General features: G+C 72.3%; 24 protein-coding genes. 17 read left to right on the top strand and 7 right to left on the bottom strand.

The features are described from left to right. Positions 1-100 precede the first annotated feature (100 nt). Positions 101-1,441, top strand: coding sequence for a transcriptional regulator (locus ACIQK6_RS21360; protein WP_329103855.1), 1,341 nt, complete (start codon positions 101-103; stop codon positions 1,439-1,441). Positions 1,442-1,497: 56 nt separating this feature from the next. Continuing rightward, on the top strand, positions 1,498-2,034 hold the full coding sequence (locus tag ACIQK6_RS21365; RefSeq protein WP_402695268.1) for an NUDIX hydrolase: 537 nt from the start codon (positions 1,498-1,500) through the stop codon (positions 2,032-2,034). A 14-nt stretch (positions 2,035-2,048) separates the two neighbouring features. On the opposite strand, the gene ACIQK6_RS21370 is transcribed toward ACIQK6_RS21365, so the two are convergent. Then, the gene (locus ACIQK6_RS21370; protein WP_327386335.1) at positions 2,049-2,942 is read right to left on the bottom strand and encodes a 3-hydroxybutyryl-CoA dehydrogenase; all 894 of its coding nucleotides are present in this window, start codon (positions 2,940-2,942) and stop codon (positions 2,049-2,051) included. A gap of 139 nt (positions 2,943-3,081) precedes the next feature. On the opposite strand from ACIQK6_RS21370, the gene ACIQK6_RS21375 reads away from it, so the two are divergent. Further along, on the top strand, positions 3,082-4,326 hold the full coding sequence (locus ACIQK6_RS21375) for a family 10 glycosylhydrolase (RefSeq protein ID WP_329103857.1): 1,245 nt from the start codon (positions 3,082-3,084) through the stop codon (positions 4,324-4,326). Between the two features lies 1 nt (position 4,327). Here the strand turns inward: ACIQK6_RS21375 and ACIQK6_RS21380 are convergent, their stop codons facing one another. Both ACIQK6_RS21380 and ACIQK6_RS21385 read right to left on the bottom strand, forming a co-directional pair. After that, positions 4,328-4,525: a DUF1918 domain-containing protein gene (locus ACIQK6_RS21380; RefSeq protein ID WP_030010502.1), complete on the bottom strand. Its 198-nt coding sequence runs from the start codon at positions 4,523-4,525 to the stop codon at positions 4,328-4,330. A 57-nt stretch (positions 4,526-4,582) separates the two neighbouring features. Continuing rightward, positions 4,583-5,488, bottom strand: coding sequence for a DMT family transporter (locus tag ACIQK6_RS21385; RefSeq protein ID WP_329103859.1), 906 nt, complete (start codon positions 5,486-5,488; stop codon positions 4,583-4,585). On the opposite strand from ACIQK6_RS21385, the gene ACIQK6_RS21390 reads away from it, so the two are divergent. From ACIQK6_RS21390 to ACIQK6_RS21430, 9 genes are all read left to right on the top strand, one after another. Further along, the gene (locus ACIQK6_RS21390) at positions 5,487-6,929 is read left to right on the top strand and encodes a PLP-dependent aminotransferase family protein (protein WP_402695269.1); all 1,443 of its coding nucleotides are present in this window, start codon (positions 5,487-5,489) and stop codon (positions 6,927-6,929) included. The two genes, ACIQK6_RS21385 and ACIQK6_RS21390, sit on opposite strands and share 2 nt — an antisense overlap. Before the next feature lie 31 nt (positions 6,930-6,960). After that, the gene (locus tag ACIQK6_RS21395; protein WP_329103863.1) at positions 6,961-7,536 is read left to right on the top strand and encodes a histidine phosphatase family protein; all 576 of its coding nucleotides are present in this window, start codon (positions 6,961-6,963) and stop codon (positions 7,534-7,536) included. A gap of 31 nt (positions 7,537-7,567) precedes the next feature. Next, complete coding sequence (locus ACIQK6_RS21400) at positions 7,568-8,341, top strand: N-acetyltransferase (RefSeq protein ID WP_329103865.1); 774 nt, start codon at positions 7,568-7,570, stop codon at positions 8,339-8,341. A gap of 216 nt (positions 8,342-8,557) precedes the next feature. Further along, complete coding sequence (gene argC / locus ACIQK6_RS21405) at positions 8,558-9,586, top strand: N-acetyl-gamma-glutamyl-phosphate reductase (protein WP_329103867.1); 1,029 nt, start codon at positions 8,558-8,560, stop codon at positions 9,584-9,586. After that, the gene (gene argJ, locus ACIQK6_RS21410) at positions 9,583-10,740 is read left to right on the top strand and encodes a bifunctional glutamate N-acetyltransferase/amino-acid acetyltransferase ArgJ (protein WP_329103869.1); all 1,158 of its coding nucleotides are present in this window, start codon (positions 9,583-9,585) and stop codon (positions 10,738-10,740) included. The genes argC and argJ overlap by 4 nt, the downstream gene beginning before the upstream one ends. Next, positions 10,737-11,681, top strand: a complete 945-nt coding sequence (argB, locus tag ACIQK6_RS21415; protein WP_329103871.1) for an acetylglutamate kinase — start codon at positions 10,737-10,739, stop codon at positions 11,679-11,681. Before argJ ends, argB begins: the two co-directional genes overlap by 4 nt. After that, positions 11,678-12,883 carry an acetylornithine transaminase gene (locus tag ACIQK6_RS21420; protein ID WP_329103873.1) on the top strand — a complete coding sequence of 402 codons (1,206 nt, stop codon included), beginning with the start codon at positions 11,678-11,680 and terminating at the stop codon, positions 12,881-12,883. The genes argB and ACIQK6_RS21420 overlap by 4 nt, the downstream gene beginning before the upstream one ends. Positions 12,884-12,890: 7 nt before the next feature. Continuing rightward, complete coding sequence (locus ACIQK6_RS21425) at positions 12,891-13,427, top strand: arginine repressor (RefSeq protein ID WP_030010023.1); 537 nt, start codon at positions 12,891-12,893, stop codon at positions 13,425-13,427. 79 nt (positions 13,428-13,506) lie between these two features. After that, entirely contained in the window at positions 13,507-14,427 is a 921-nt protein-coding gene (locus tag ACIQK6_RS21430; protein ID WP_329103875.1) for a hypothetical protein, read from the top strand. Here the strand turns inward: ACIQK6_RS21430 and ACIQK6_RS21435 are convergent. From ACIQK6_RS21435 to ACIQK6_RS21445, 3 genes are read right to left on the bottom strand one after another with little or no spacing between them, the layout of a single operon-like run. Next, on the bottom strand, positions 14,414-15,106 hold the full coding sequence (locus ACIQK6_RS21435; RefSeq protein ID WP_402695347.1) for a L,D-transpeptidase: 693 nt from the start codon (positions 15,104-15,106) through the stop codon (positions 14,414-14,416). The two genes, ACIQK6_RS21430 and ACIQK6_RS21435, sit on opposite strands and share 14 nt — an antisense overlap. A 6-nt stretch (positions 15,107-15,112) precedes the next feature. Continuing rightward, a complete protein-coding gene (locus tag ACIQK6_RS21440) occupies positions 15,113-15,694 on the bottom strand; it encodes a pyridoxamine 5'-phosphate oxidase family protein (protein ID WP_329103877.1) in 582 nt (193 codons plus the stop codon). A 4-nt stretch (positions 15,695-15,698) separates the two neighbouring features. Beyond that, a complete protein-coding gene (locus tag ACIQK6_RS21445; protein WP_402695270.1) occupies positions 15,699-17,057 on the bottom strand; it encodes a HEAT repeat domain-containing protein in 1,359 nt (452 codons plus the stop codon). 186 nt (positions 17,058-17,243) lie between these two features. Between ACIQK6_RS21445 and ACIQK6_RS21450 the strand changes: the two genes are divergently transcribed. Together ACIQK6_RS21450 and argH are read left to right on the top strand one after the other, a co-directional pair. Beyond that, positions 17,244-18,437, top strand: a complete 1,194-nt coding sequence (locus tag ACIQK6_RS21450) for an argininosuccinate synthase (protein ID WP_030009472.1) — start codon at positions 17,244-17,246, stop codon at positions 18,435-18,437. Between the two features lie 126 nt (positions 18,438-18,563). Then, entirely contained in the window at positions 18,564-19,991 is a 1,428-nt protein-coding gene (gene argH, locus ACIQK6_RS21455; protein ID WP_329103881.1) for an argininosuccinate lyase, read from the top strand. 209 nt (positions 19,992-20,200) lie between these two features. Here the strand turns inward: argH and ACIQK6_RS21460 are convergent, their stop codons facing one another. Then, positions 20,201-20,710, bottom strand: a complete 510-nt coding sequence (locus tag ACIQK6_RS21460) for an HAD domain-containing protein (RefSeq protein ID WP_402695271.1) — start codon at positions 20,708-20,710, stop codon at positions 20,201-20,203. A gap of 90 nt (positions 20,711-20,800) precedes the next feature. Here ACIQK6_RS21460 and ACIQK6_RS21465 point away from each other — a divergent pair, with 90 nt between their 5' ends. From ACIQK6_RS21465 to ACIQK6_RS21475, 3 genes are all read left to right on the top strand, one after another. Beyond that, on the top strand, positions 20,801-21,352 hold the full coding sequence (locus ACIQK6_RS21465) for a helix-turn-helix domain-containing protein (RefSeq protein ID WP_329103885.1): 552 nt from the start codon (positions 20,801-20,803) through the stop codon (positions 21,350-21,352). Continuing rightward, positions 21,349-22,893: an MFS transporter gene (locus ACIQK6_RS21470; protein WP_402695272.1), complete on the top strand. Its 1,545-nt coding sequence runs from the start codon at positions 21,349-21,351 to the stop codon at positions 22,891-22,893. The genes ACIQK6_RS21465 and ACIQK6_RS21470 overlap by 4 nt, the downstream gene beginning before the upstream one ends. Before the next feature lie 70 nt (positions 22,894-22,963). Then, positions 22,964-24,439 (top strand): membrane-associated oxidoreductase, encoded by a 1,476-nt coding sequence (locus tag ACIQK6_RS21475; RefSeq protein WP_402695273.1) that lies wholly within the window; start codon positions 22,964-22,966, stop codon positions 24,437-24,439. Positions 24,440-24,441 lie beyond the last annotated feature (2 nt).

The raw sequence follows: 24,441 nt of genomic DNA on the forward strand, positions 1-24,441 counted from the left end.
TGCGGCAGAGTGCGCATCGCATTTATGCGCGTACTCGGTTCACACCCCGTGTGAACCGTGCACCCACTAGCCTGAGAACGACGAGCCCTTGGAGCGGCCCATGCAGCCCAATGTCCTGCTCGATGCCCTCCTCGCCGAGGCGGGTATGTCCCACGCCGGACTCGCCGCGTACGTGAACCAGGCGGGCCGCACCCGCGGACTCGCCCTGCGCTACGAACACACCGCAGTGACGCGGTGGTTGAAGGGTCAGCGGCCCCGGGGTCAGGTCCCCGACCTGATCTGCGAGGTGCTCGGCGGGCGGCTGCGGCGTCCCCTCGGGCTCGACGACATCGGGCTCGGCGCGGCCGACCAGCCCGTTCCGCTGCACGCCTCGCCGCTCAGCGGGTTCGTGGACCGGGCCGCGGCCCTGTGGCGTTCCGACGTCCAGGCCCGGCCCCAGCTGCTGGCCGCCGGGGCGGTCACCGGGACGCCCGCTGTCATCCCGGTGTGGGAATGGGAGAATCCGCCCGAGGACGCCGACGTCTCCCGCGAGGGTCCGCACCCGATCGGCCCCGAACACATCGAGATCCTGAAGGCCGCCCGCGCCCACTACGAGCTGATGTACCGCCGGGCCGGCGGTCTCGCCACGCGGGACCGGATCGTCCGCTTCCTGGGCAGTGAGACCGCGCCCATGCTGCGCGGGAGCTACTCCGACGACCTCGGCCGCCGGCTGCACCGGGCCACGGGGTCCCTGGTGGCGGTGGCGGGGATCTGCGCGTACGACTCGGACGCGCACGGCCTGGCCCAGCGCTATTTCCACCAGGCCCTGCGCCTGGCCAAGGCGAGCGGGGACCGGGGGCTCGGCGCGTACGTCATCGCGCTGATCGTCAACCAGTCCCTGCACCTGCGGGAGTACCGCCAGGCCGTCGCCTTCGCCGAGGCCGCGCTGCGGGCCGCCGGGCGGCACACCACCCCGGCGCTGGCCGCCGACCTCTACGCGATGCAGGCCAAGGCGTACGCCCAACTCGGCGACACCCCTGCCGCACTGGCCTGCATCCGCAGGGCGGAGGCGGCCGCCGAGCGGATCCGCCCGGGCAGCGAACCGGACGAGACCGGCTACGTACAGCCGGGGCTCGTCAACGTCCAGGTCGCCGAGGCGCTGCTCAGCCTGGGCGATCTGGAATCCGCCCGGGTCCAGGCGACCGCCGCCGTCGGCACCCCGGCGCACGACCGCGGCCGGGTGCACCGACTGGCGATGCTGTGCGAGATCCAGCTGCGCCAGGGGGAGGCGGACCGGGCCGCGGCGTCCGCGGCCGAGATGGCCGAGCGGGCCAAGGGCATGGAGTCGCTGCGGCTGCGCGACCGGCTGCGGGCGGTCCGCGAACAGCTCCTGACCAGCGGTTGTACCGGCGCGGAGGAGACCGCGCGGCTCATCGACGGGGCGCTGCGCGTTCCGCTGTGACGGGCGGAAGTGCTGCCATGTTGCCACCTACTCGAACGGAAGAAGGTGGCACAACCGTGCAGTGGACGAACCTGAGCGAGCAGACCGTGTACAAGAACCGTTGGTTCGACGTGAACCTCGCCGATGTGGAACTTCCGGACGGCCGGCACCTGGACCACTTCGTGATCCGGCTGCGGCCGGTCGCCGTCGCCACGGCCGTCAACGAGGCCGACGAGGTACTGCTGCTCTGGCGGCACCGCTTCATCACCGACAGCTGGGGCTGGGAACTGCCCGCCGGGGTGGTCGAGGACGGCGAGGACATCGCGGTCGCGGCGGCCCGCGAGATGGAGGAGGAGTCGGGCTGGCGGCCCGGCCCGCTCCACCACTTGATGACCGTCGAGCCGTCGAACGGACTGACCGATGCCCGGCACCACCTCTACTGGGCGGACGGGGCCACCCACATCGGGCACCCGGAGGACGACTTCGAGTCCTCGCGCCGGGAGTGGGTCCCGCTGGGGCTCGTGCCGGACATGATCGCCCGGGGGGAGATCCCGGCCGCCAACATGGCGGCCGGGTTGCTCCTGCTGCACCACCTGCGGCTCGGCCGGCCGTAGGGTGGCCGGACGGATCAGCCGTAGGGGTAGAAGCCCGCGCCCGTCTTGCGGCCCAGGCGGCCGGCGTCGACCATGCGCTGGAGCAGCGGGGGAGCGGCGTACAGCGGCTCCTTGTACTCCGCGTACATCGAGTCGGCGATCGACGCGATGGTGTCCAGGCCGATCAGGTCGGACAGCTTGAGCGGGCCCATCGGGTGGGCGCAGCCCAACTCCATGCCGTTGTCGATGTCCTCGCGGCTGGCGATGCCCGACTCGAACATCCGGATCGCGGACAGCAGGTACGGGACGAGGAGCGCGTTGACGACGAACCCGGACCGGTCCTGGGCGCGGACCGCGTGCTTGTTCAGCACGTCCCGCACCAGGGCCTCGGCCCGCTTGACCGTCTCCTCGCCCGTGGTCAACGCCGGGATCAGCTCGACGAGCTTCTGGACCGGGGCCGGGTTGAAGAAGTGGATGCCGATGACCTGGTCCGGCCGCGAGGTCGCGACGGCCAGCTTGACGAGCGGGATCGAGGAGGTGTTGGAGGCCAAGATCGCGTCCGGGCGGGTGATCACCTGATCGAGGATCTGGAAGATCTCCGTCTTGACCTGCTCGTTCTCGACGACGGCCTCGATGACGAGGTCGCGGTCGGCGAACTCGCCGAGGTCGGTGGTGAAGGTGAGGCGGGCCAGGGTGGCGTCCCGCTCCTCCTCGGTGATCTTGCCGCGTTCGGCGGCCTTGGTCAGGGAGTTGTGCAGCCGGGTACGGCCGATCTCCAGGGCTTCGCCGGTGGTCTCGGCGACCTTGACCTCAAGGCCACTGCGGGCGCACACCTCGGCGATACCCGCGCCCATCTGGCCACAGCCCACTACGCCGACCCGTGTGATGTCGGAAGGGAGGTCAGTCACTTCGTGCCTTTCGCAGCTCATCCGTCGGCGGGTCCCCCGTACGATTCCGGCGCCCGCCACGCCCCCCGACGTTACTCCCGACCTTGCGCGGGGCGGCGGGCCGGGGCGGGCATGCTGGGCGGACACCGTGCAATGTCACTCAGTGAAACGGAGTCGTCACATGACGTACATCGACCGACGGGCACTGTTGGCCGGAGCCTTGGGGGTGATCGCCGCCGCCACGGCCGGTTCGGCGGCCGCGGCGCCGCGGGCGTCCGCGAGGGCCTCCGGGGGGCGGGCCACCGTCGACTTCCGGGGGATGTGGATCGCCTCGGTGTCGAACGTGGACTGGCCTTCCGAGAGCGGACTCTCCGCGGCGCGGCAGCGGTCGGAGCTGCTCGCCCTCCTCGACGCCGCCGTCGAGCGCCGTCTGGGCGCGGTGGTCCTCCAGGTCCGGCCGGCGGCGGACGCCCTGTGGCCCTCGAAGCTGGAGCCCTGGTCCCAGTGGCTGACCGGGAAGCAGGGGGCCGATCCCGGTTGGGACCCGCTGGGCACGGCCGTCAAGGAGGCGCACGCCCGGGGGCTGCAGCTGCACGCCTGGTTCAACCCGTTCCGCGTGGCCAACCACACCGACCTCGACCGGCTGGTGTCCACGCACCCGGCGCGCCGCAATCCCGGCTGGACGGTGGAGTACGGCGGCAAGCTCTACTACAACCCGGGCCTGCCCGAGGTGCGGCGCTTCGTCCAGGACGCCATGTTCGACGCGGTCTCCCGCTACCCGCTGGACGCCGTGCACTGGGACGACTACTTCTACCCGTACCCGGTGGCGGGGGAGTACTTCGACGACGACGAGGCCTTCGAGGAGTACGGGGCGGGCTTCGCCTCGCGCGCCGCCTGGCGCCGGGGCAACATCGACACCCTGGTCCGCGAGATGTCCGCGCGGCTGCGGGCGCTGAAGCCGGCGGTCCGCTTCGGGATCAGCCCGTTCGCGGTGTGGCGCAACTCCGACCGCGACCCGACCGGTTCGCCGACCCGGGCGGGCCTCGGGACGTACGACGACCTCTACGCGGACACCCGCAAGTGGGTCAGGGAGGGCTGGATCGACTACATCGTGCCGCAGGCCTACTGGCACATCGGTCACCCGACCGCCGACTACGCCGACATCGTGCCCTGGTGGGCGCGGACCGTCGCCGGGACGAAGGTGGACCTGTACGTGGGGGAGGCCCTGTACCGCTGCGACGAGGACAGCCCCACCGAGGCCTGGCGCGATCCCGGGGAGCTGTCGAAGCACCTGACGTTCGCCCGCGGCTACCCGGAGGTCCGCGGCCACGTCTACTTCTCGGCGAAGCAGGTGGCCGCGGACCCCAACGGAGCGATGGCCCGGGTGGTCGCCGACCACTACGGCACGGCGGCGTCCCGGCGCTGATTCAGTGAGTGGGCTCGGAGGGGTGGCGGACCGTGCAGTCGGGTCCGGGAGCCATGAGTGCCTCGTGTCCGTCCTGGAAGCGGACCCGGTACGGGGGGGTTCCGTTCTCGCCCAGGACCTGGGTGATCTCGCCCACCTTGTCGTGCTGTCCGACGATCCTGCCGTGCTGCACCAGCTGGTCGCCCTCGGTCGCGCGCATAACTGACCTCCTCGGTGGCGGTCCGATCCGGTGCTTGCAGTTTAGGTCGTCATGCGGCTATTTGACCCGTTGGGTCACCGCGATGCAGACGAGGACGGCGCAGGCGGCGGCCGGTGCGGCGGGGGAGAGGTGCTCGCCCAGCAGCGCCACCGACCAGACGAGGGTCAGCAGCGGCTGGGCGAGCTGGAGCTGGCTGGCTCGCGGTGCGCCGATCTCGGCCATGCCCCGGTACCAGACGTACAGGCCGAGGAAGGTGGAGCCGGCCGCCGCCCAGACCAGCCCGGCGAGCCCGTGGAAGCCGAGGTGCACCGGCTCGTGCGCGAGCCCGACCGCGGAGCCGGCCAGGCTGAGCGGCAGGCACAGGACCAGCGCCCAGCCGATCACCTGCCAACCGGGCAGCAGTCGGGCGAGGCGGCCGCCCTCCGTGTACCCGGCGGCGCACACCAGGAGCGCGCCGAACAGGTACGCGTCGCCCGCCGAGAGGGCGCCGCCGCTCTGCGCGAGCGTGAACGCGATCACGACCGCGGCCCCGGCGAGGGCCGCGGCCCAGAAGGCGCGCGAGGGGCGGGCTCCGGTGCGCAGCGCGGACAGCGCGGCGGTGGTGAGCGGCAGGAGGCCGACCACCACGGCGGCGTGCGAGGTCGTGGAGGTCGTCAGCGCGAGGGTGGTGAGCATCGGGAAGCCGACGACCACTCCGGCGGCGACGACGGCGAGCCCCGCCCAGTGCTCACGGGCGGGCAGCGGGACCCGCCGGGCCAGCAGGAAGCCCCCGGCGATGGCGGCGGCGAGGACGCTCCGCAGCGCGACCAACGACCACGGGCCGAAGCTCTCCAGTCCCCAGGCGGTGGCGGGGAAGGTCAGCGAGAAGGCGACGACGCCGAGCAGGGCGAGGGCGGTACCCCGGCGCACCGGGTTCTTGACCGCTATCGTGGTCGGGAGAGTAGCGCTATTCTGTGCTGTCATGTATGAGCGTAGCAGTGTGGCGGAGCTCGCCGAATCCTTGCGGTCCGAACTCAACCGCTACTCGGTGGGTGGAAAGCTCCCGTCGAGTCGAGCCCTGGTCGAGCGCTACCGGGTCAGCCCGGTCACCGTCTCCCGGGCCCTTGCGCAGCTCGCCGCCGAGGGCCTCGTCGTCACCCGGCCCGGTGCAGGGGTCTTCCGTGCCGCACCGCGTACGGCGGCCCCCGCCCCCGGGGACACCTCCTGGCAGGAGGTCGCCCTCAGCGCCGAGGGTGCCGGGGACGTCGTCCCGCGCTCGGTGGACGCCTCCGGGGTGCTGGCCTGCCTGGCCGCACCGCCGCCGTCGGTGATCGCCCTCAACAGCGGGTACCTGCACGCCTCCATCCAGCCCGAGCGGGCCATGGCCGCCGCGCTCGCCCGGGCCGGACGGCGTCCCGGGGCCTGGGACCGGCCGCCGGTGGAAGGGCTGCCCGAGCTCCGCGACTGGTTCGCCCGCGAGATCGGCGGGGCGGTCGGGGCCGCCGACGTGCTGGTGACCGCGGGCGGGCAGAGCGCGCTGACCACCGCCCTGCGGGCGTTGGCCCCGCCCGGCGCGCCGATCCTGGTGGAGTCCCCGACCTACCCCGGGCTGCTGGCCATCGCCCGGGCCTCCGGTTGCCGGCCCGTGCCTGTACCGGTGGACGCCGAGGGGGTCCGGCCGGAGCTGCTGGCCGCCGCCTTCGAAGCGACCGGCGCGCGGGTGTTCGTCTGCCAGCCGCTCTTCCAGAACCCGACCGGAGCGGTGTTGGCTCCGGGGCGGCGGGCCGAGGTGCTGCGGATCGCGCGGGCCGCCGGGGCCTTCGTGGTCGAGGACGACTACGCCCGCGCCCTCTCCCACGACGACCGCGGGCCGCTGCCCGCGACCCTGGCCGCCGAGGACCACGACGGGGTGGTCGTGCACGTCAGGTCCCTGACCAAAGCCACCTCGCCCAGCCTGCGGGTCGGCGCGCTCGCCGCCCGCGGCCCGGTGGTGGACCGGCTGCGCGCCGTCCAGGTCGTGGACTCCTTCTTCGTGCCCCGGCCGCTCCAGGAGGCGGCGCTCGAACTCGTCGGCGCGCCCGCCTGGCCGCGCCACCTGCGCACGGTGGCCGCCGAACTGCGCCACCGGCGGGACGTGCTCGCCGGCGCGCTGCGGCGGGAGCTGCCCGGCCTGACCGTGCCCCATCTGCCCTCGGGCGGCTATCAGCTGTGGGCCAGGATGAGCGAGGGCGACGACGGATCCTTCGCGACCACGGCCCTGCGCGCCGGAGTGGCGGTGGCTCCCGGCCGCCCCTACTTCTGCGCCGAACCCCCGGCCCCGTACGTCCGCCTGAGCTTCGCCGGGGTTTCCGGCCCGGGCGAACTGGTGGAGGCCGTCCAGCGGCTGCGCACCGGCCTCGCGGACGGCTTCGGTCCGCACGCTTGACCCACCGCGCTGTGCGGATCACCATCGCCGCATGCATGTTCGGGTTTCGCTCGTCGCCGCAGCCCGTAGTTCCTCGCTGCTCGCCGAGCGCTTCGACGACGACCGCCCGTTGGACGGACCCGGCTGGCGGTCGGTGGAGTCCGCCGCGCAGGGCCTCGTACCCCTGGGCGCGGCCGAGCTGCGCTACTGCTCGCCGACGCCGCGCAGCCGCGCCACGGGCGAGGCCCTCGGGTACGCGCCCCTCGCCCAGCCCGCACTGCGCGAGTGCGACATGGGCCGCTGGCGGGGGCTGACCCTGGCCGAAGTGACCGCCCACGAGCCCGGGGCGGTGGAACTGTGGCTCACCGATCCGCGGTCCGCCCCGCACGGCGGCGAGTCCCTGCTCGACTTCATCTCCCGCATCGGGGGCTGGCTCGACACCCGGCCGGCCGACGACGGGGGCGCGATCGTCGCGGTCGCGGAGCCCTCGGTGGTCCGGGCGGCCCTGGTGTACGCACTGAAGGCGCCCCCGCTGACCTACTGGAACGTGGACGTCCGGCCGCTGTCCACGATGACCCTCACCGGCTGGTCCGGTCACTGGCACCTGTGCCTGCAGGCCCCGGCGTGAACCGGTCGGGCCGGTCGCCTAGCCTGCGGGAATGACCGAGATACACATCACCACGCTCGCCGAGCGGCCCGAACTGGCCGACCGGCTCGGGGACATGGACGACCCGTGGCCCGAATTCGCCGGCCACGACGCCCTCGCCTGGCTGCTGTACCCGCGGATGACGACCGAGCTGGCGGACTACGTCCTGGTCGCCACGGACGGGGACGCGGTGGTAGCCCGCGGCTACAGCGTGCCCTTCGCCCTGCACCTGGCCGGCCGCGACGGGGTGCTGCCCGCGCAGGGCTGGGACCGCGTGCTCATGTGGGCCTTCTCCGACCTGCACCGCGGGGTCCGGCCCGACACGGTGAGCGCGATCGAGATCACCGTGTCCGGCGACCGGCAGGGCGAGGGCCTCTCGGGACGCATGCTGGCCGCGATGCGGGACAACGCCCGGGCACGCGGCTTCGCCGAGGTGGTCGCGCCCGTCCGACCCAGCGGAAAGCCGGCCGAGCCGGACACCCCGATCCACGCGTACGCGTACCGGACCCGCGAGGACGGGCTCCCGTACGACCCGTGGCTGCGCGTCCACGTCCGCGCGGGCGGCGTCATCGACTCGGTGGCGCCGCTGTCGATGACGGTCACCGGCTCGCTCGCCGAGTGGCGCGAGTGGACCGGGCTGCCCTTCGACACGGCCGGACCCGTGCGCGTACCGGGCGCCCTGGTGCCCGTGCGGTGCGATCCGGAGCAGGGCTATGCGGTCTACGTGGAGCCGAACGTATGGGTCCGGCACCGCCTCGTCGACGGGACGGAGTCCGTCCGGCCGTAGGGGCCGCGGCCGGGCGCCGGTCTCCGACGGCCCGACCGGTCCCGGCCGCACCCGACGCTACCGGCGGAATCGCCGCCGCGGCCGGGTCTTTCCTGCTAGACATCTCCTGGAAGCCCCGTGTGCCGGATCCTTTTGTACAACCCTCCCTCCGAGATCGAAGGCGTTGCATAAACGTGCGTAAGTACGTATAGTCATGCCATCGATGAGGAGGGTCCGATGGTGGTACGTGTAGCGGTGGCCGGAGCGAGCGGGTACGCGGGCGGAGAAGTCCTGCGCCTCCTGCTCTCGCACCCCGAGGTGGAGATCGGCGCCCTCACCGGCAACTCCAACGCCGGACAGCTCCTCGGCTCCCTGCAACCGCACCTCGTACCGCTCGCGGGACGCACCCTGGAGGCGACCACCCCCGAGGTCCTCGCCGGCCATGATGTCGTCTTCCTCGCCCTCCCGCACGGCCAGTCCGCCGCCGTCGCCGCCCAGCTCGGCGAGGACGTCCTCGTCGTCGACATGGGCGCCGACCACCGGCTCAAGGACTCCGCCGACTGGGACGCCTTCTACGGCGCCCCGCACGCCGGTACCTGGCCCTACGGACTCCCCGAACTGCCCGGCGCACGCGAGGCGCTGACGGGGACCAAGCGCATCGCGGTCCCCGGCTGCTTCCCCACGGCCGTCTCCCTCGCGCTCTTCCCCGCCTACCAGGGGAAGTTCGCCGAGCCGGAAGCCGTGGTCGTCGCCGCCACCGGAACCTCCGGTGCGGGCAAGGCCCTCAAACCGCACCTGCTCGGCGCCGAGGTGATGGGCTCGGTGACTCCGTACGGCGTCGGCGGCGGACACCGCCACACGCCCGAGATGGTGCAGAACCTGAGCCCGCTCGCGGAAGAGCGCGTCAGCGTCTCCTTCACGCCGACCCTCGTGCCCATGGCGCGCGGCATCCTCGCCACGTGCTCGGCCAAGGCGCTCCCCGGCACCACCGCCGCATCGCTGCGCGCCGCGTACGAGAAGGCCTACGCCGACGAGCCCTTCGTCCACCTGCTGCCCGAGGGCCGGATGCCGTCCACCAAATCCGTCCACGGTTCCAACGCCGTCCACGTCCAGGTCGCCTACGACGAGTCCGTCCGGCGGATCATCGCCGTCAGCGCCATCGACAACCTGACCAAGGGCACCGCGGGCGGCGCGGTGCAGAGCATGAACATCGCCCTGGGGCTCGACGAGGGCCTGGGTCTTTCGACGATCGGAGTCGCACCGTGAGCGTCACGGCAGCACAGGGATTCACGGCAGCCGGCATCGCCGCCGGGATCAAGGCCAACGGCAACCCCGACCTGGCCCTCGTGGTCAACAACGGGCCGAGTCTGGCCGCCGCGGGCGTCTTCACCTCCAACCGCGTCAAGGCCGCGCCCGTGCACTGGTCCGAGCAGGTCCTGCGGGGCGCCGCCGTCAGCGCGGTCGTCCTGAACTCCGGTGGCGCCAACGCCTGCACCGGCCCCAAGGGCTTCCAGGACACCCACGCCACCGCGGAGAAGGTCGCGCAGGTGCTCGGCGGGGACTTCAACGCCGGGGAGATCGCGGTGGCGTCCACCGGCCTGATCGGCGTCCTGCTCCCCATGGACAAGCTGCTCCCCGGCATCGAGACGGCGGCCGCGGCCCTGTCCGCGGACGGCGGCGAGGCCGCCGCCATCGCCATCAAGACCACCGACAGCGTGCACAAGACGGCCACCGTCTCGCAGGGAGGCTGGACCGTCGGGGGCATGGCCAAGGGCGCGGGCATGCTCGCCCCGGGCCTGGCCACCATGCTCGTCGTCATCACCACCGACGCCGACCTGGACAGCGCCACCCTGGACAAGGCGCTGCGCGCCGCCACCCGCACCACCTTCGACCGGGTCGACTCCGACGGCTGCATGTCCACCAACGACACGGTGCTGCTGCTCGCCTCCGGAGCCTCCGGCCAGGTACCGGCGTACGAGGAGTTCGCCGAGGCCGTCCGCAAGGTCTGCGACGACCTGGCCCGCCAGCTCATCGGCGACGCCGAGGGCGCCAGCAAGGACATCCGCATCGAGGTCATCGGTGCGCTCACCGAGGACGACGCGGTCGAGGTCGGCCGGTCCATCGCCCGGAACAACCTGCTCAAGTGCGCCATCCACGGCGAGGACCCGAACTGGGGCCGGGTGCTCTCCGCGATCGGCACCACCAAGGCAGCCTTCGACCCGGACCGGCTGGGCGTCGCCATCAACGACGTCTGGGTCTGCCGCAACGGATCGGTCGGCGACGACCGCGACCTGGTCTCCATGAAGGGCCGCGAGGTCCGCATCACCGCCGACCTGTCGAACGGCAGCGAGTCCGCAGTGATCTGGGGCAACGACCTGACCGCCGAGTACGTCCACGAGAACAGCGCCTACTCCTCATGAGCGACGAGAAGGCCGGCCAGCCCGGCACCTCCGGCGGCACCGCCCGCAAGCACACCGCCCTGCCCAAGGCGGAGATCCTCATCGAGGCCCTGCCGTGGCTCACCCGCCACAACGGCAAGGTCGTCGTCATCAAGTTCGGCGGCAACGCCATGATCGACGAGGACCTCAAGGCCGCCTTCGCCCAGGACGTGGTCTTCCTGCGCCAGGCCGGCCTGAAGCCGGTCGTCGTGCACGGCGGCGGCCCCCAGATCAACGCCCAGCTCGACAAGCAGGGCCTGGTCAGCGAGTTCAAGGCGGGGCTGCGCGTCACGACCCCGGAGGCCATGGACGTCGTACGGATGGTCCTGGCGGGCCACGTCCAGCGCGAGCTGGTCGGACTGCTCAACCAGCACGGGCCGCTGGCCGTCGGCATGACCGGCGAGGACGCCCGCACCATCATCGCGACCAAGCACAGCCCGGAAATCGACGGCGAGGTCATCGACATCGGCCGGGTCGGGGAGATCACCTCCATCGACACCGGAGCCATCGAGGCCCTGCTGGAGGACGGTCGGATCCCGGTCATCTCGTCTATCGCGGGCAGCGCCGACGACCACCACGTCTACAACGTCAACGCCGACACGGCGGCCGCCGCGCTCGCCGCGGCGCTGGGTGCCGAGACGCTGATGGTGCTCACCGACGTCGAGGGCCTCTACGCGGACTGGCCGCACAGCGACGAGGTCATCAGCAAGCTCACCGTCAGCGAGCTGGAGAAGCTGCTGCCCGAGCTGTCCAGCGGCATGGTGCCCAAGATGGAGGGCTGCCTGCACGCCGTGCGCAACGGCGTCAACACCGCCCGCGTGCTCGACGGGCGGGTCCAGCACTCGATCCTGCTGGAGATCTTCACGGACTCCGGCATCGGCACGATGGTCGTGCCCGACCACCAGTCAGGGGGAACGGAATGACGAAGGGCACCGGCAACCAGGAGTACGGCGCACGCTGGCGGGGGGCGCTGGCCAACAACTACGGCACCCCCGCGGTCGCGCTCGTACGCGGCGAGGGCGCCCAGGTCTGGGACGCCGACGGGAAGCAGTACACCGACTTCGTCGGCGGCATCGCGGTCAACGCCCTCGGGCACGCCCACCCCGCGATCGTGGCGGCCGTGACCGAGCAGATCTCCACGCTCGGCCACGTCTCCAACCTCTTCATCTCCGAGCCGGTCGTCGCGCTCGGCGAGCGGCTGCTCCAGCTCTTCGGCCGCCCCGGCAAGGTCTTCTTCTGCAACTCGGGCGCCGAGTCCATCGAGGCCGCCTTCAAGATCGGCCGGCTGACCGGGCGGACCCACATGGTCGCCACCGACGGCGGTTTCCACGGCCGGACCATGGGCGCGCTCGCGCTCACCGGCCAGCCGAAGAAGCAGGAGCCCTTCCGGCCGCTGCCGGGCGACGTCACCCACGTTCCGTTCGGTGACGTGGAGGCGCTGCGGGCCGCCGTCACCGAGGAGACCGCCCTCGTCGTCATCGAGCCCGTCCAGGGCGAGAACGGCGTCGTCGTACCCCCCGCCGGATACCTGACGGCCGCCCGCGAGATCACCCGCGCCACCGGCACCTTGCTCGTCCTCGACGAGGTCCAGACCGGCATCGGCCGGTGCGGCCAGTGGTTCGAGCACCAGGCCCACGAGGACGTCGAGCCCGACATCGTCACCCTCGCCAAGGGGCTGGGCGGCGGTCTGCCCATCGGCGCGGTGGTCGCCTTCGGCCCCGTCGCCGACCTGCTCCAGCCGGGCCAGCACGGCACCACCTTCGGCGGGAACCCGGTCGCCTGCGCCGCCGGCCTCGCCGTCATCGACACGATCGCCACGGGCGGGCTGCTCGACCAGGTCAAGGCCCGGGGCGAGCGGCTGCGCTCCGGGATCGAGGGTACGGGCCACGTCCTGGTCTCCCACGTCCGCGGCTCCGGCCTACTGCTGGGTATCGTGCTGACCGAGCCGCTCGCCGCCCGGGTGCAGCAGGCGGCTCAGGACGCCGGCTTCCTGGTCAACGCGCCCGCCCCCGACGTCGTACGGCTCATGCCCCCGTACGTACTCACCGAGGCCGAGGCGGACGCGTTCGTCCGGGCCCTGCCCGGCATCCTTGACGCAGCAGGCGGGGACGGATCCGGAGAATGAGACGACGATGAGTCAGGCGCAGGACAACGAGCAAGGCGGCCAGGCCGTCCCGCAGACCCGCACCGCGCGTCACCGCCGGATCGTGGACATCCTCAACCGGCAACCGGTCCGCTCCCAGAGCCAGCTGGCCAAGCTGCTCGCCGACGACGGGCTGAGCGTCACCCAGGCGACGCTCTCGCGCGACCTCGACGAGCTGGGCGCGGTGAAGATCCGCAACACCGGCGGCGAGCTGATCTACGCGGTACCCAGCGAGGGCGGCTTCCGCACCCCGCAGGCCCCGCTCGGCGAGTCCGCGAAGGAGGAGCGCATGCGGCGCCTCTCCGGGGAGCTGCTGATCTCGGCGGAGGCCTCCGCGAACCTCGTGGTCCTGCGCACCCCGCCGGGCGCGGCGCAGTTCCTCGCATCGGCGATCGACCAGGCCGAACTCCGCGCGATCCTCGGCACGATCGCGGGCGACGACACCCTGATGCTGATCAGCCGGGACCCGGCGGGCGGCCAGGCCCTGGCCGACCACCTGCTGCGGCTGGCGCAGAAGGAGAGCTGAGCGGGCCGGACCGGTGGGCAGGTCCGGGGCGCCGGAATTCCCGGTGCCGCGGCGGCGTTCGCCGACATAGCCTCAAGGCGTGCGCCAATTCGCCCTCGCCATACTGGTGTCCGCCGTGACCGCCGCCGTCTACGGGCCCGTCGCCCTGCTGTGGTGGCGCCGCGCGCGGGTCCGCAGCCGGACGCTCCGGCTCGTCGCCGCCGTAGAGCCGGAGCCGTACCACATGGCCCTGTTGCGGCAGGAGGCGACCGAGGCGGCCGCGGCCGAACTGGTCCTCGCCGGGTACCTCCGGATCGACGAAGAGGGTGCCGCGTTCCTGACCGAGCAGGGCCGTGAGCCGGCCCGGGCCCCCGCCCACCCGCTGCCCGCAGCCCTGCTGGAGGCCGTACGCCGACACGATCCCGAGCCCGTGTCGGTCGGCTGGATCGACCGGAGCGACGAGCCGTACCTGGAGCGCCGCAGCGCGTACCGGAGCGAACGGGCGGCCCTGCTGCCCGAGCTCCCGCGGATGCCCGACGGCCGGGGGAACGCGTTCCTGGCCTGCATCAGTTGTGTGGGCATCGCCCTGGTGATGTTGTTCTGGCTCCTCGCGAGCGCGCTGCTGGTGACCGGTCGCCCGCAGGGTCTGCGGGAATGGGCCTGCGCCGCGGTGGCCGCCCTCGGTCTCGCGGCGCTGCTGCTGGCCGAGAAGGCCGGCAGGGTGGTCCGGGAGCACACGGAGTGCGGCGACCCGCTCGGTGACCTGATCCGCGCCGAGCCGCACCCGGCCTTCGCGGCGTTGGACGAACGGCAGCGCTCCCTCGTCCTGCGGAGCGTCGAAGACCGCGGCAGCTGGCGCGGCGTCGACCGGATCGTCGAAGAGGTCGACGACGAGGACCACGACGACGAAGACGAGGACGACGAGTGGCTGGACGACAAGGTCTGGTGGGAGGACGCGTACGAGTACCGGGCCGCCGACGAGGACGAGCCCGGGGCCCCGGGACGACCTAGTAGCGGGTGACGGCGAGCGTCCCCTCCGCCGTGCCGATGGCGATGTGCGGACGGCGGCGCGGGTCCGCCCAGCGCAGGATCGCCCGCATGGCCCGCTCGGGCACGGACACGCAACCGGCCGTCGCGCCCTTGCCGTTCACGTGCAGGAAGATCCCGGCGCCCCGACCGCGGACCGGCCGGTCGTAGTTGAAGGCGATCACCAGCGCGTGCGCGTACTGCTCGTCGTACGTCACCAGGTGCTCGGCCTCGCCCGGCGCGCAGTCCGCGGGCAGCGGCTCGACCCAGCGGTTGTAGTGGGCGGACGCGTTGTCCTGGCACCACCAGGAGTCGCGGCCCACCTGCCGGTAGACGTGGTCCGTGCCCACCGGTGCCCGCCGGATCCCGAAGGCGTAGGGGAGCTCGAAGAGGCCCGTGGGCGTGGTGCTGGTGCCCTGGGTCCGGGTCGCCCCCTCGGTGAGCCCGTTCGCGCCGAAGCGGGCGGGCGCGCTCCCGGACCGGTGCCAGCGCCCCGCCCATCGCTGCCACCAGATCACCTGACCGGTCGTGGATCCGGGCGTGGGCGCGACGGCGGTGATCAGCTGGCTTCCCCCGCCGGTGTCGGCCAGCCGGTCGGGCAGGGGTGCCTGCGAGGGGGCCTGCGGAAGCAGGGTCGTGACGACGAGTGAGACGGCGACTACAGCGGTACGCAGCACATGTCAGACGGTACGGGGCGGAAGGGGCAGCGGCAGCGCAGGCAGGCCGTCGACGCTCGATCCGATGAACTCCTTCTTCTCGCAGTAGGCGGCGAACTCCTCGTCCGTCTTGCGGCCGAAGTACTCCGCGTGCAGGGTCCGCTCGCCCTGGTACTCCATCAGGGGGACGGCGTACCCGCAGACATCGGCGATCCGGCGGGCGTGGACCAGGATGACCGCTCGCGCGGACGGCCCGTCGGCGTCACCGAAGAGGGCGATCAGTTCGCCCCAGCGCGGATCGTCGCGGAAGACCGCCTCGCCCTCGCCGTGGATCCGCACGATGTTGGGCGGCCCGGAGAACGCGCACCACATCAGGGTGATCCGTCCGTTCTCCCGGACGTGGGCGATGGTCTCGGCGCCGCTGCCCCCGAAGTCCAGGTAGGCCAGGGTCTGTTCGTCGATGACGACGAGGGTTCCGGCGCGGCCCTTGGGGGAGAGGTTGACGTGACCGTCACCCGTGAGCGGGGCGGTCGCGGTGAAGAAGATCGGCTGGGCCTCGATGAACGCGCGCAGCCGGCCGTCTATTCGATCGTGAAGTTTTCCCATGGGATCAGTATCCGTCCGAGGGGTCCGGCCGGGCCGGAAGCCCGAGCCGTGCGCGCATCTGGCGCATGACGTAGCCGCTGAACAGGTGCGTGCACCGGTCCAGGAGGGCGCCGACCTCCGGATCGCGAAGCGGTAGGTCAGGCTGCCGGTACGGGGACCACATGCTCTGGACGCGCTGTGCGGCGATCGTCCGCAGGGCCGGGTCACGGTCCGTCAGCAGCTCCGTGGAGGCGCGCAGTCCGGCGACCCCGCCCCGGGCGAACAGGAGCCGGTAGGCGGCCCGACGGGTGTGCGACGGCCGCTCGGGCGCGATGCGGTCCATCAGCCAGTCGACCGGCAGGAGCAGGGCGGAGGCGCTCAGGCTCCGGGCCACCTCGCGGGCCACCGCGGGCGACGGATCGTCCAGCAGCGCCCGCAGCAGTTCGATGTCCGTGGTGTCCAGCAGGCGCAGCCCGGCGACGGCCGCGGCCCGTACCCGACCGTCGGGGTGCTCCAGCAGCACGCGCAGCAGCGGCGCGTCCTCGCGGCGGGCGCACTCGGCGAAGCCGGTCACCGCGTACGGGGTGGCGCGGGCGGGGTCGGCCAGCCGTTCGCGGCACACGGTGTACGGGTCGCCGCCGCCCTGGCGCACCAGCCAGCGGGCGCAGGCCCGGACCAGCCCGGAGCGGTCGTCGAAGTGTCCGACGGCCTCGGCGGTCCGGCCGGCCCCGCGCAAGGCGGTGACCCCGGCGGAGCGGACCATCGGGCTGCGCCCGCCGAGCAGGGCGTCGACCGCCCTGTCGTCCGGCCCGTCGGCGGCCAGGGCGGCCAGCGCCCCGGCCGTCCAGAGTCCGCCCGTCACCGGATCCTGCTCGCCGGCCGCCAGCCGGGCCAGTTCCCGTACGTCCAGCAGTCCGGCATCGAGGGTCAGCCGTGCCGCGAACCGGCGGCTCAGCGGGTCCGCGCTCCCGCGCAGCTCGCCGAGGAGGGCGCGGTCGCCGTCCAGGGCGGCTTCGAACCGTTCCAGCGCCCACGCGCCCTGCTCGCGCCGGCCCAGCCGCATGACGAGCGGTGTCAGCCGCAGCACGGTGCCCGCGGGGTCGTCCGCCAGGGCCGCGGCCAGGACCCGCCGGGCCTGCTCCCGTACGGCCGGCACCCAGTCCGTGCACCGGATCAGGACGAGTTCCAGCAGCAGCGGCGACGGCGTCCGCAGGGCCGCCTCGCGGATCCGGCCGTTGGCGTGGCACAGCTTCACGGCGTCCGGCGTTTCGAGGGGGCTCGTGTACGACCAGTGGTGGGTCCGCCGGACCTCGTGGTCGAAGGCGATCCACTCGGCCGCCGGGCCCCCCGGCAGCGGCAGCCGTTCCTTCGTGTCCGTGTCCATATGCCCTCCCCTGTGGTTGTCAGGGCTGATCGTAGGGAGGCGGGCGGCTGTCGCGCCTCCCATATAGCCGCAGGTCAGGCCGGGCCGGTGGGGGATGCACAGGAAGCCCCCGAGAGGCTGATTGACGAAACATACGGAGTAGTGCATAGTTATGCCTGTCGTTGAATGCACCGTAAGGAGAAACCCGTGACCGAGCGCGTCGTACTCGCCTACTCGGGCGGCCTGGACACCTCCGTCGCCATCGGTTGGATCGCCGAGGAGACGGGCGCCGAGGTCATCGCCGTGGCCGTGGACGTCGGCCAGGGCGGCGAGGACCTGGACGTCATCCGCAAGCGCGCGCTCGACTGCGGTGCGGTCGAGGCCGAGGTCGCCGACGCCTCCGACGAGTTCGCCAACGAGTACTGCCTCCCGGCGATCAAGGCGAACGCCCTCTACATGGACCGGTACCCGCTGGTCTCGGCCCTCTCCCGGCCGGCCATCGTCAAGCACCTGGTCGCCGCCGCCAAGAAGCACGGCGCCACGACCGTCGCCCACGGCTGCACCGGCAAGGGCAACGACCAGGTCCGCTTCGAGGCGGGCATCGTCGCCCTCGCCCCGGACCTCAAGTGCATCGCCCCGGTCCGCGACTACGCCATGACCCGGGACAAGGCCATCGCCTTCTGCGAGGAGAAGCAGCTCCCGATCGCGACCACCAAGAAGTCCCCGTACTCCATCGACCAGAACGTCTTCGGGCGCGCCGTCGAGACGGGCTTCCTGGAGGACATCTGGAACGCCCCGATCGAGGACATCTACGAGTACACCTCGAACCCGGCCCTGCCGCGCGAGGCCGACGAGGTCGTCATCTCCTTCAAGGAGGGCGTCCCGGTCGCCATCGACGGCAAGCCCGTCACCGTGCTGCAGGCCATCCAGCAGCTCAACGACCGCGCCGGAGCCCAGGGCATCGGCCGGATCGACATCGTCGAGGACCGCCTCGTGGGCATCAAGTCCCGTGAGGTGTACGAGGCCCCGGGCGCGATCGCGCTGATCACGGCCCACCAGGAGCTGGAGAACGTCACCGTCGAGCGCGAGCTGGCCCGCTACAAGCGGCAGGTCGAGCAGCGCTGGGGCGAGATGGTCTACGACGGCCTGTGGTTCTCCCCGCTCAAGCGGGCCCTGGACGGCTTCATCAACGAGGCCAACCAGCACGTCACCGGTGACATCCGGATGACCCTGCACGGCGGCCGCGCCGTCGTCACCGGCCGGAAGTCGGACGAGTCGCTGTACGACTTCAACCTGGCGACCTACGACTCGGGCGACACCTTCGACCAGTCCAAGGCCCAGGGCTTCATCGAGATCTTCGGGCTCTCCTCGAAGATCGCGGCCCGCCGCGACCTCGCCTGACCGACCGGCAGTCCGTACCGCCTCCCCGTTACCTCCGCGGCGGGGAGGCGGTTGCACATCCGGAGCCCTTCGGGCCCCGGAGCCTTACCAGCAGTCAAAGCCATGCAGTCTTGAGGAGCAGTAGCTGTGAGCAGCAACAAGGGTGACGTCCGGCTCTGGGGCGGCCGGTTCGCCGACGGTCCTTCGGAGGCGCTGGCCCTGCTGTCGGCGTCGGTCCACTTCGACTGGCGCCTCGCGCCGTACGACATCGCGGGCTCCCGCGCCCACGCCCGCGTGCTCCACAAGGCGGGCCTGCTCACGAGCGAAGAGCTCGACCGCATGATCGCCGGACTCGACCAGCTCGAAGCCGACGTGGCGGACGGCTCCTTCACCGGCACCATCGCCGACGAGGACGTGCACACCGCCCTGGAGCGCGGTCTGCTGGAGCGGCTCGGCGCCGAGCTCGGCGGCAAGCTGCGCGCCGGCCGGTCCCGCAACGACCAGGTGGCGACCCTCTTCCGGATGTACCTGCGCGACCACGGCCGGATCATCGGCGGCCTGATCGCTGACCTCCAGGACGCGCTGGTCGGCCTCGCCGAGACGCATCACGACGTGGCCATGCCGGGCCGGACCCACCTCCAGCACGCCCAGCCGGTGCTCTTCGCCCACCACGTCCTGGCACACGTGCAGTCCCTGTCCCGGGACGCGGAGCGGCTGCGCCAGTGGGACACCCGCACCGCGGTCTCCCCGTACGGCTCGGGCGCCCTGGCCGGCTCCTCGCTGGGGCTGGACCCGGAGCAGGTCGCCGCCGACCTGGGCTTCGAGCGGGGCTCGGTCGGCAATTCGATCGACGGCACGGCCTCGCGCGACTTCGTCGCCGAGTTCGCCTTCATCACCGCGATGATCGGGATCAACCTGTCCCGGATCGCGGAGGAGATCATCATCTGGAACACGAAGGAGTTCTCCTTCGTGACGCTGCACGACGCCTTCTCGACCGGCTCGTCGATCATGCCGCAGAAGAAGAACCCGGACATCGCGGAGCTGGCGCGCGGCAAGTCGGGCCGCCTCATCGGCAATCTGACGGGCCTGCTCGCGACCCTGAAGGCGCTGCCCCTGGCGTACAACCGGGACCTCCAGGAGGACAAGGAGCCCGTCTTCGACTCCTGCGACACCCTCGAGGTCCTGCTGCCGGCCTTCACCGGCATGATGGCGACCCTCACGGTCAACCGGGAGCGGATGGAGGAGCTGGCCCCGGCGGGCTTCTCGCTCGCCACCGACATCGCCGAGTGGCTGGTCAAGCAGGGCGTGCCGTTCCGGGTGGCCCACGAGGTGGCCGGCGAGTGCGTCAAGGTCTGCGAGGGCGAGGGCATCGAGCTGGACCAGCTGACGGACGAGCAGTTCGTGAAGATCTCGGAGCACCTGACTCCCGAGGTCCGGACCGTGCTGAACGTCAAGGGCGCCCTGGCCTCGCGGAGCGGCCGCGGCGGCACCGCCCCGTCGGCGGTCGCCACCCAGCTCACCGAGCTGAAGGCCGACCTGGTCATCCAGCACGCCTGGGCGGCCCACAAGCAGTAGGCGCCCCCACTGCGTCCGCCGCCCTGCGGCCCGCACGCCCGTAGGACCCGGATCCGGGTCCGGGCCTGTACGTCCGCACGCGGCGGAATGCCCGGAGGGGCGGCAGGAGCCCTGTGCTCCCGCCGCCCCTCCGGCGCTTGCCGCAGCCGCCGGGCGCCCTCACCGGCCACTGCCCGGCCTCGGGGAAGTCGCCCGTGCGCCGCCGCGCCTCACGCGACCCACGCCGCCAGCGCGTCGAAGTCCGCGCGGACCAGTCCGATCCGCTCGTCGATGCGCATCAGCAGGGTCTGCGCCGGGTGGCGCTGGTCGACGTACTCGCGGTCCATCGCCGTGATGTCGTCGTCGATCCAGGCGAACGGTCGCTCGCCCGCGTATTCGAGGACGTACTGGGTCTTCCAGAACGTGCCGCGCGGCGCCCGGCCGTGCATCACCGGCCAGTCGATGAAGGGGAGCCTCGGCAGCCCCAGGTGCGGGGCTATCCAGTCGTTGGCCTCGTCCTTCCACGTGGTGGCCCAGACCAGCTCGTAGGCGTCCGCGAGGGCGAGCAGCTGAGCCCCGTGGTCGTGGTTGAGCCACACCCGCAGCGGCTTGGCCCGTTCCGCCTCCGTCCAGCCCGTCGGGCGCATCCGGTGGGTGCGGTAGCCCTCGGGGCGGCGCTGGGCCTTGGCCGCGTAGGGGTTCAGCGGCCCGTCGACGTCGATCAGCAGGAGTGGCTTCATTGCGGCAGGATTCCGTTCCGGCTGCCCCTCGGACAGCTCATTTTTCGACTTAATGAGACACTGACGTCTCATTCGGGGTATGTTTGTCTCATGGCCATGGATCGTGACCAGGTGCTCCGCGCTGCGGCCGCCCTGCTTTCCCGCAAGTCGACCGCCACGATGGACGAGGTCGCCCGCGCCGCCGGCATTGGGCGCGCGACCCTCCACCGGCACTTCGCCGGACGCGACGCCCTCGTACGGGCCCTCGAAGAACTCGGCATCCGGGAGTTCGAGGTGGCGTTCGACAACGCCCGCCTCGACGAGGGCACGGCGCTGGAGGCGATCAGACGCCTCGTCGCCGAGTCCGAGCCCAACGCCCAGCTGCTGGCCTTCCTCGTCACCGAGAACCAGCTGTTCGAGGGCGACGAGGTCAACGAGGGGTGGGCCCGGCTCGATGCCCGCGTCAGCGCGCTCTTCCGGCGCGGCCAGGAAGAGGGCGACATCCGGATCGACCTGAGCCCCGCGTGGCTCACCGAGGCGCTCTACGCGCTCGTCGGCGCCTGCGCCTGGGCCGTGATGGACGGCCGGGTCGCCGCCAAGGACTTCCAGTACATGATCATCGAGCTGTTGCTCGGTGGCGCCAGACGGAGTGTGGAGAAATGAGCAGCACCCAGCAGCTGAACGGCCCGACCGGGACGGAGACCAGGAGCCGCGGCCGCTGGCTCGCCCTGGGCGTGCTGGTGCTCGCCGTGCTGCTCGTCGCCGTCGACGCGACCGTACTCGGCCTCGCCACGCCCGCGCTCTCCGAGGACCTCAAGCCGTCCGGCACCCAGCTGCTGTGGATAGGCGACATCTACTCCTTCGTCATCGCCGGACTCCTGGTCTCCATGGGCAGCCTCGGTGACCGCATCGGCCGCAAGAAGCTACTGCTCACCGGCGCCACCGCGTTCGGTGCCGTGTCCGTGCTCAACGCCTACGCGAGCAGCCCCGAGATGATGATCGTCGCCCGGGCCCTGCTGGGCGTGGCCGGTGCGACCCTGATGCCGTCCACCCTCGCGCTGATCCGCAACATCTTCCACGACCCCAAGGAGCGCAGCCTCGCGATCGGCATCTGGGGCGCCACCGCCTCGGCCGGCGCGGCCGTCGGCCCGGTCGTCGGCGGAGCCCTGCTCCAGCACTTCTGGTGGGGCTCGGTCTTCCTGATCAACCTCCCCGTGATGATCGCCCTGGTCGTCGTCGGAATCAAGCTGCTTCCCGAATCCAAGAACCCCGTCGCCGGCCCCTGGGACCTCGTCAGCGTGGGCCTCTCCCTCGTCGGCGTGATCAGCGTGGTCTACGCCGTCAAGGAAGTCGCCACCCACGGCGTGACCTGGGAGGTCGCGGCCACCGCGGTACTCGGCGCGGGCTCCCTGTACGCCTTCGTGCGCCGCCAGTTCGGCCTGGCGTCCCCGCTGCTCGACATGCGGCTCTTCAAGCACCGCGGCTTCTCCGGCGCGGTCCTAGCCGACCTGCTCACCGTTTTCGGCCTCTCCGGGCTGGTCTTCTTCCTCTCCCAGTTCCTGCAGCTCGTCCAGGGCCGCGACCCGCTGGAGGCGGGCCTCGCCGAACTGCCCGCCGCCATCGGCGCGGTGGTCACCGGCCTGATCGCGGGCCGGTACGCCCGCCGGTACTCGGTGCGGTCCATCGTGGCCGGCGGACTCGGCGCCATCGGCGCGGCCCTCGCCGTGCTCACCCTGATCCACAAGGAGAGCGGCTACCCGCTGCTCGGCGCGGCCCTGCTCGTCGTCGGCCTCGGTGCCGGATTCTCCTTCACCGTCACCGCCGACGTGATCCTCTCCAGCGTGCCCAAGGAGCAGGCGGGCTCGGCCTCCGCCGTCTCCGAGACGGCGTACGAACTCGGCGCCGCCCTCGGCATCGCCCTGCTCGGCTCCATCGTCACCGGCGTCTACCAGAGCTTCACCGCCCCGGCCTCGGTCGCGGGCCCGGTCGCCGACGCCGCGCACGAATCCCTCGGCGGGGCCGTCGAGGCCGCCAAGGCACTGGACCCGCACACCGCCCAGGTGATGGTGGGCGCGGCCCAGGACGCCTTCGTCGACGGGCTGCGGCTCGCCTCCGGCGTCGGTGCGGCCGTACTGCTGGCCACCGCCGTGGCCGCCTGGTTCCTGCTCAAGGGCCAGCGGCTCCAGGACGGCCTCGAGCACTGACCGCCCGCCGAACGGGTGCCTTTCCGGCTAGAGTTGACAGGTCGTCGAAGTGCGGGACACCATCCCGGCGATGGAGATCAACGATCTGACCCCGGCGGAACGCCGCGTCTGGGAAGCCTTCCCGCGCGGCGACGGGGTCGACTTCCGGCACGCTCCCGAGGACAGCTCCGTCGACGGGGCCGACTGGGGTCCCGACCGCACCCTGCGCGCCGAGGTGCTGCGAGCGATCCTGCTGGGAGCCGGCCCCGTCGTGCAGGGCCGGATCCCCGGTCTCAAGATCAAGGGCGCGAAGATCGTGGGCAAGCTCGACCTGCGCTACGCCGTGATCGACCACCCCATCCGGCTGCGCGACTGCTGGTTCGAGCGCAAGCCCCTGATCTACGGGGCCCAGCTGCGCGCCCTGGTCCTCGGCTACTCCACCCTGCCCGGCCTGACGGCCTCCACGGTGCGCGTCGAGGTGGTCCTACGGCTCTCCTGCTGCCGGATCGCCGGGCCCGTGCGGCTCCAGGGCGCCAAAATATCCGGGGGGCTCTTCCTCCAGGGCGCCGTGATCGGCCCCACGGCCGGCGAGGAGGCGGACGAGCCCCCGCTCCAGCTCAACCACATCGAGGTCGACACCGACATCATCGCGAACGACCTGACCGTGCACGGCCAGCTCCGCCTCAACGGGGCCACCGTCGGCGGCCAGATCCAGCTCGACCGCGCCCGGCTGCTGGCTCCCGGGGGGATCGCCCTGCACGCCGAGAACCTGACCGTCGGCACCGACCTGCGCGCGCACCGGATGCAGGCCCGCGGCATGGTCAACCTCACCGGCTCCCGGATCCCGGGCCAGGTCAACCTCACCCGCGCCGACCTCGCCAATCCGGACGGGACCGCTCTGCGCGCCTCCAGCTGCGCCATCGGCGAGCTGTGGCTGCGCCGCTGCGACCCGGTCCGGGGCGACGTGAACCTGCGCCGGTCCACCGTCGACCTGCTCCACATCGACCCGCAGGCCTGGCCCGAGCGGATCGCCATCGACGGCCTGACCTACCGCACCCTCGCCCCGCACCTGCCCGCCGAGCAGCGACTGCCCGCCTTGGAGCGGGAGGAGTCCGGGTACCTCACGTACGCCTACGAACAGCTCGCGGCGGCCTACCGCACGGCGGGTGACGAGGCGGCCGCCCGGACCGTCCAGCTCGCGAAGCTGCGCAGGCACCGCCACACCCTGCCCCAGGCCGCCCGGGCGTGGGGGCTGCTCCAGGACGTCACCGTCGGCTACGGCTTCCGGCCGCTGCGTGCGGCGGGATGGCTGCTGGCGTTACTGATGACCGGGTCGATCGCGTACGGCATCGACCCGCCGCGCGCCCTGAAGGCGGGGGAGGCACCGGACTTCAACCCGGTCTTCTACACGATCGACCTGATGGTGCCGATCGTCGGTTTCGGCCAGGAGGGGGCCTTCGCGCCGGGCGGCCTGCACCAGTGGCTGTCGTACCTGCTGATCGTGACCGGCTGGATCCTCGCCACCACCACGGCGGCGGGCGTCAGCCGGTCACTCCAGCGTCAGTAGGC

This window comes from Streptomyces sp. NPDC091682 (genome assembly GCF_044756625.1).
Taxonomy (GTDB): Bacteria; Actinomycetota; Actinomycetes; order Streptomycetales; family Streptomycetaceae; genus Streptomyces.

Excerpts from the sequence above, each read along its gene's own strand:
- ACIQK6_RS21465 (WP_329103885.1), top strand. The coding sequence starts at position 20,801 with ATGGCCATGGATCGTGACCAGGTGCTCCGCGCTGCGGCCGCCCTGCTT.
- ACIQK6_RS21380 (WP_030010502.1), bottom strand. The coding sequence starts at position 4,525 with ATGCGCGCGACCGAGGGCGACCAGCTGGTGCAGCACGGCAGGATCGTC.
- ACIQK6_RS21390 (WP_402695269.1), top strand. The coding sequence starts at position 5,487 with ATGTATGAGCGTAGCAGTGTGGCGGAGCTCGCCGAATCCTTGCGGTCC.
- ACIQK6_RS21445 (WP_402695270.1), bottom strand. The coding sequence starts at position 17,057 with ATGGACACGGACACGAAGGAACGGCTGCCGCTGCCGGGGGGCCCGGCG.
- ACIQK6_RS21440 (WP_329103877.1), bottom strand. The coding sequence starts at position 15,694 with ATGGGAAAACTTCACGATCGAATAGACGGCCGGCTGCGCGCGTTCATC.
- ACIQK6_RS21400 (WP_329103865.1), top strand. The coding sequence starts at position 7,568 with ATGACCGAGATACACATCACCACGCTCGCCGAGCGGCCCGAACTGGCC.
- ACIQK6_RS21475 (WP_402695273.1), top strand. The coding sequence starts at position 22,964 with ATGGAGATCAACGATCTGACCCCGGCGGAACGCCGCGTCTGGGAAGCC.
- ACIQK6_RS21460 (WP_402695271.1), bottom strand. The coding sequence starts at position 20,710 with ATGAAGCCACTCCTGCTGATCGACGTCGACGGGCCGCTGAACCCCTAC.
- ACIQK6_RS21370 (WP_327386335.1), bottom strand. The coding sequence starts at position 2,942 with ATGAGCTGCGAAAGGCACGAAGTGACTGACCTCCCTTCCGACATCACA.
- ACIQK6_RS21385 (WP_329103859.1), bottom strand. The coding sequence starts at position 5,488 with ATGACAGCACAGAATAGCGCTACTCTCCCGACCACGATAGCGGTCAAG.
- argC (WP_329103867.1), top strand. The coding sequence starts at position 8,558 with ATGGTGGTACGTGTAGCGGTGGCCGGAGCGAGCGGGTACGCGGGCGGA.
- ACIQK6_RS21470 (WP_402695272.1), top strand. The coding sequence starts at position 21,349 with ATGAGCAGCACCCAGCAGCTGAACGGCCCGACCGGGACGGAGACCAGG.
- argB (WP_329103871.1), top strand. The coding sequence starts at position 10,737 with ATGAGCGACGAGAAGGCCGGCCAGCCCGGCACCTCCGGCGGCACCGCC.
- ACIQK6_RS21420 (WP_329103873.1), top strand. The coding sequence starts at position 11,678 with ATGACGAAGGGCACCGGCAACCAGGAGTACGGCGCACGCTGGCGGGGG.
- ACIQK6_RS21395 (WP_329103863.1), top strand. The coding sequence starts at position 6,961 with ATGCATGTTCGGGTTTCGCTCGTCGCCGCAGCCCGTAGTTCCTCGCTG.
- ACIQK6_RS21375 (WP_329103857.1), top strand. The coding sequence starts at position 3,082 with ATGACGTACATCGACCGACGGGCACTGTTGGCCGGAGCCTTGGGGGTG.
- ACIQK6_RS21360 (WP_329103855.1), top strand. The coding sequence starts at position 101 with ATGCAGCCCAATGTCCTGCTCGATGCCCTCCTCGCCGAGGCGGGTATG.
- ACIQK6_RS21425 (WP_030010023.1), top strand. The coding sequence starts at position 12,891 with ATGAGTCAGGCGCAGGACAACGAGCAAGGCGGCCAGGCCGTCCCGCAG.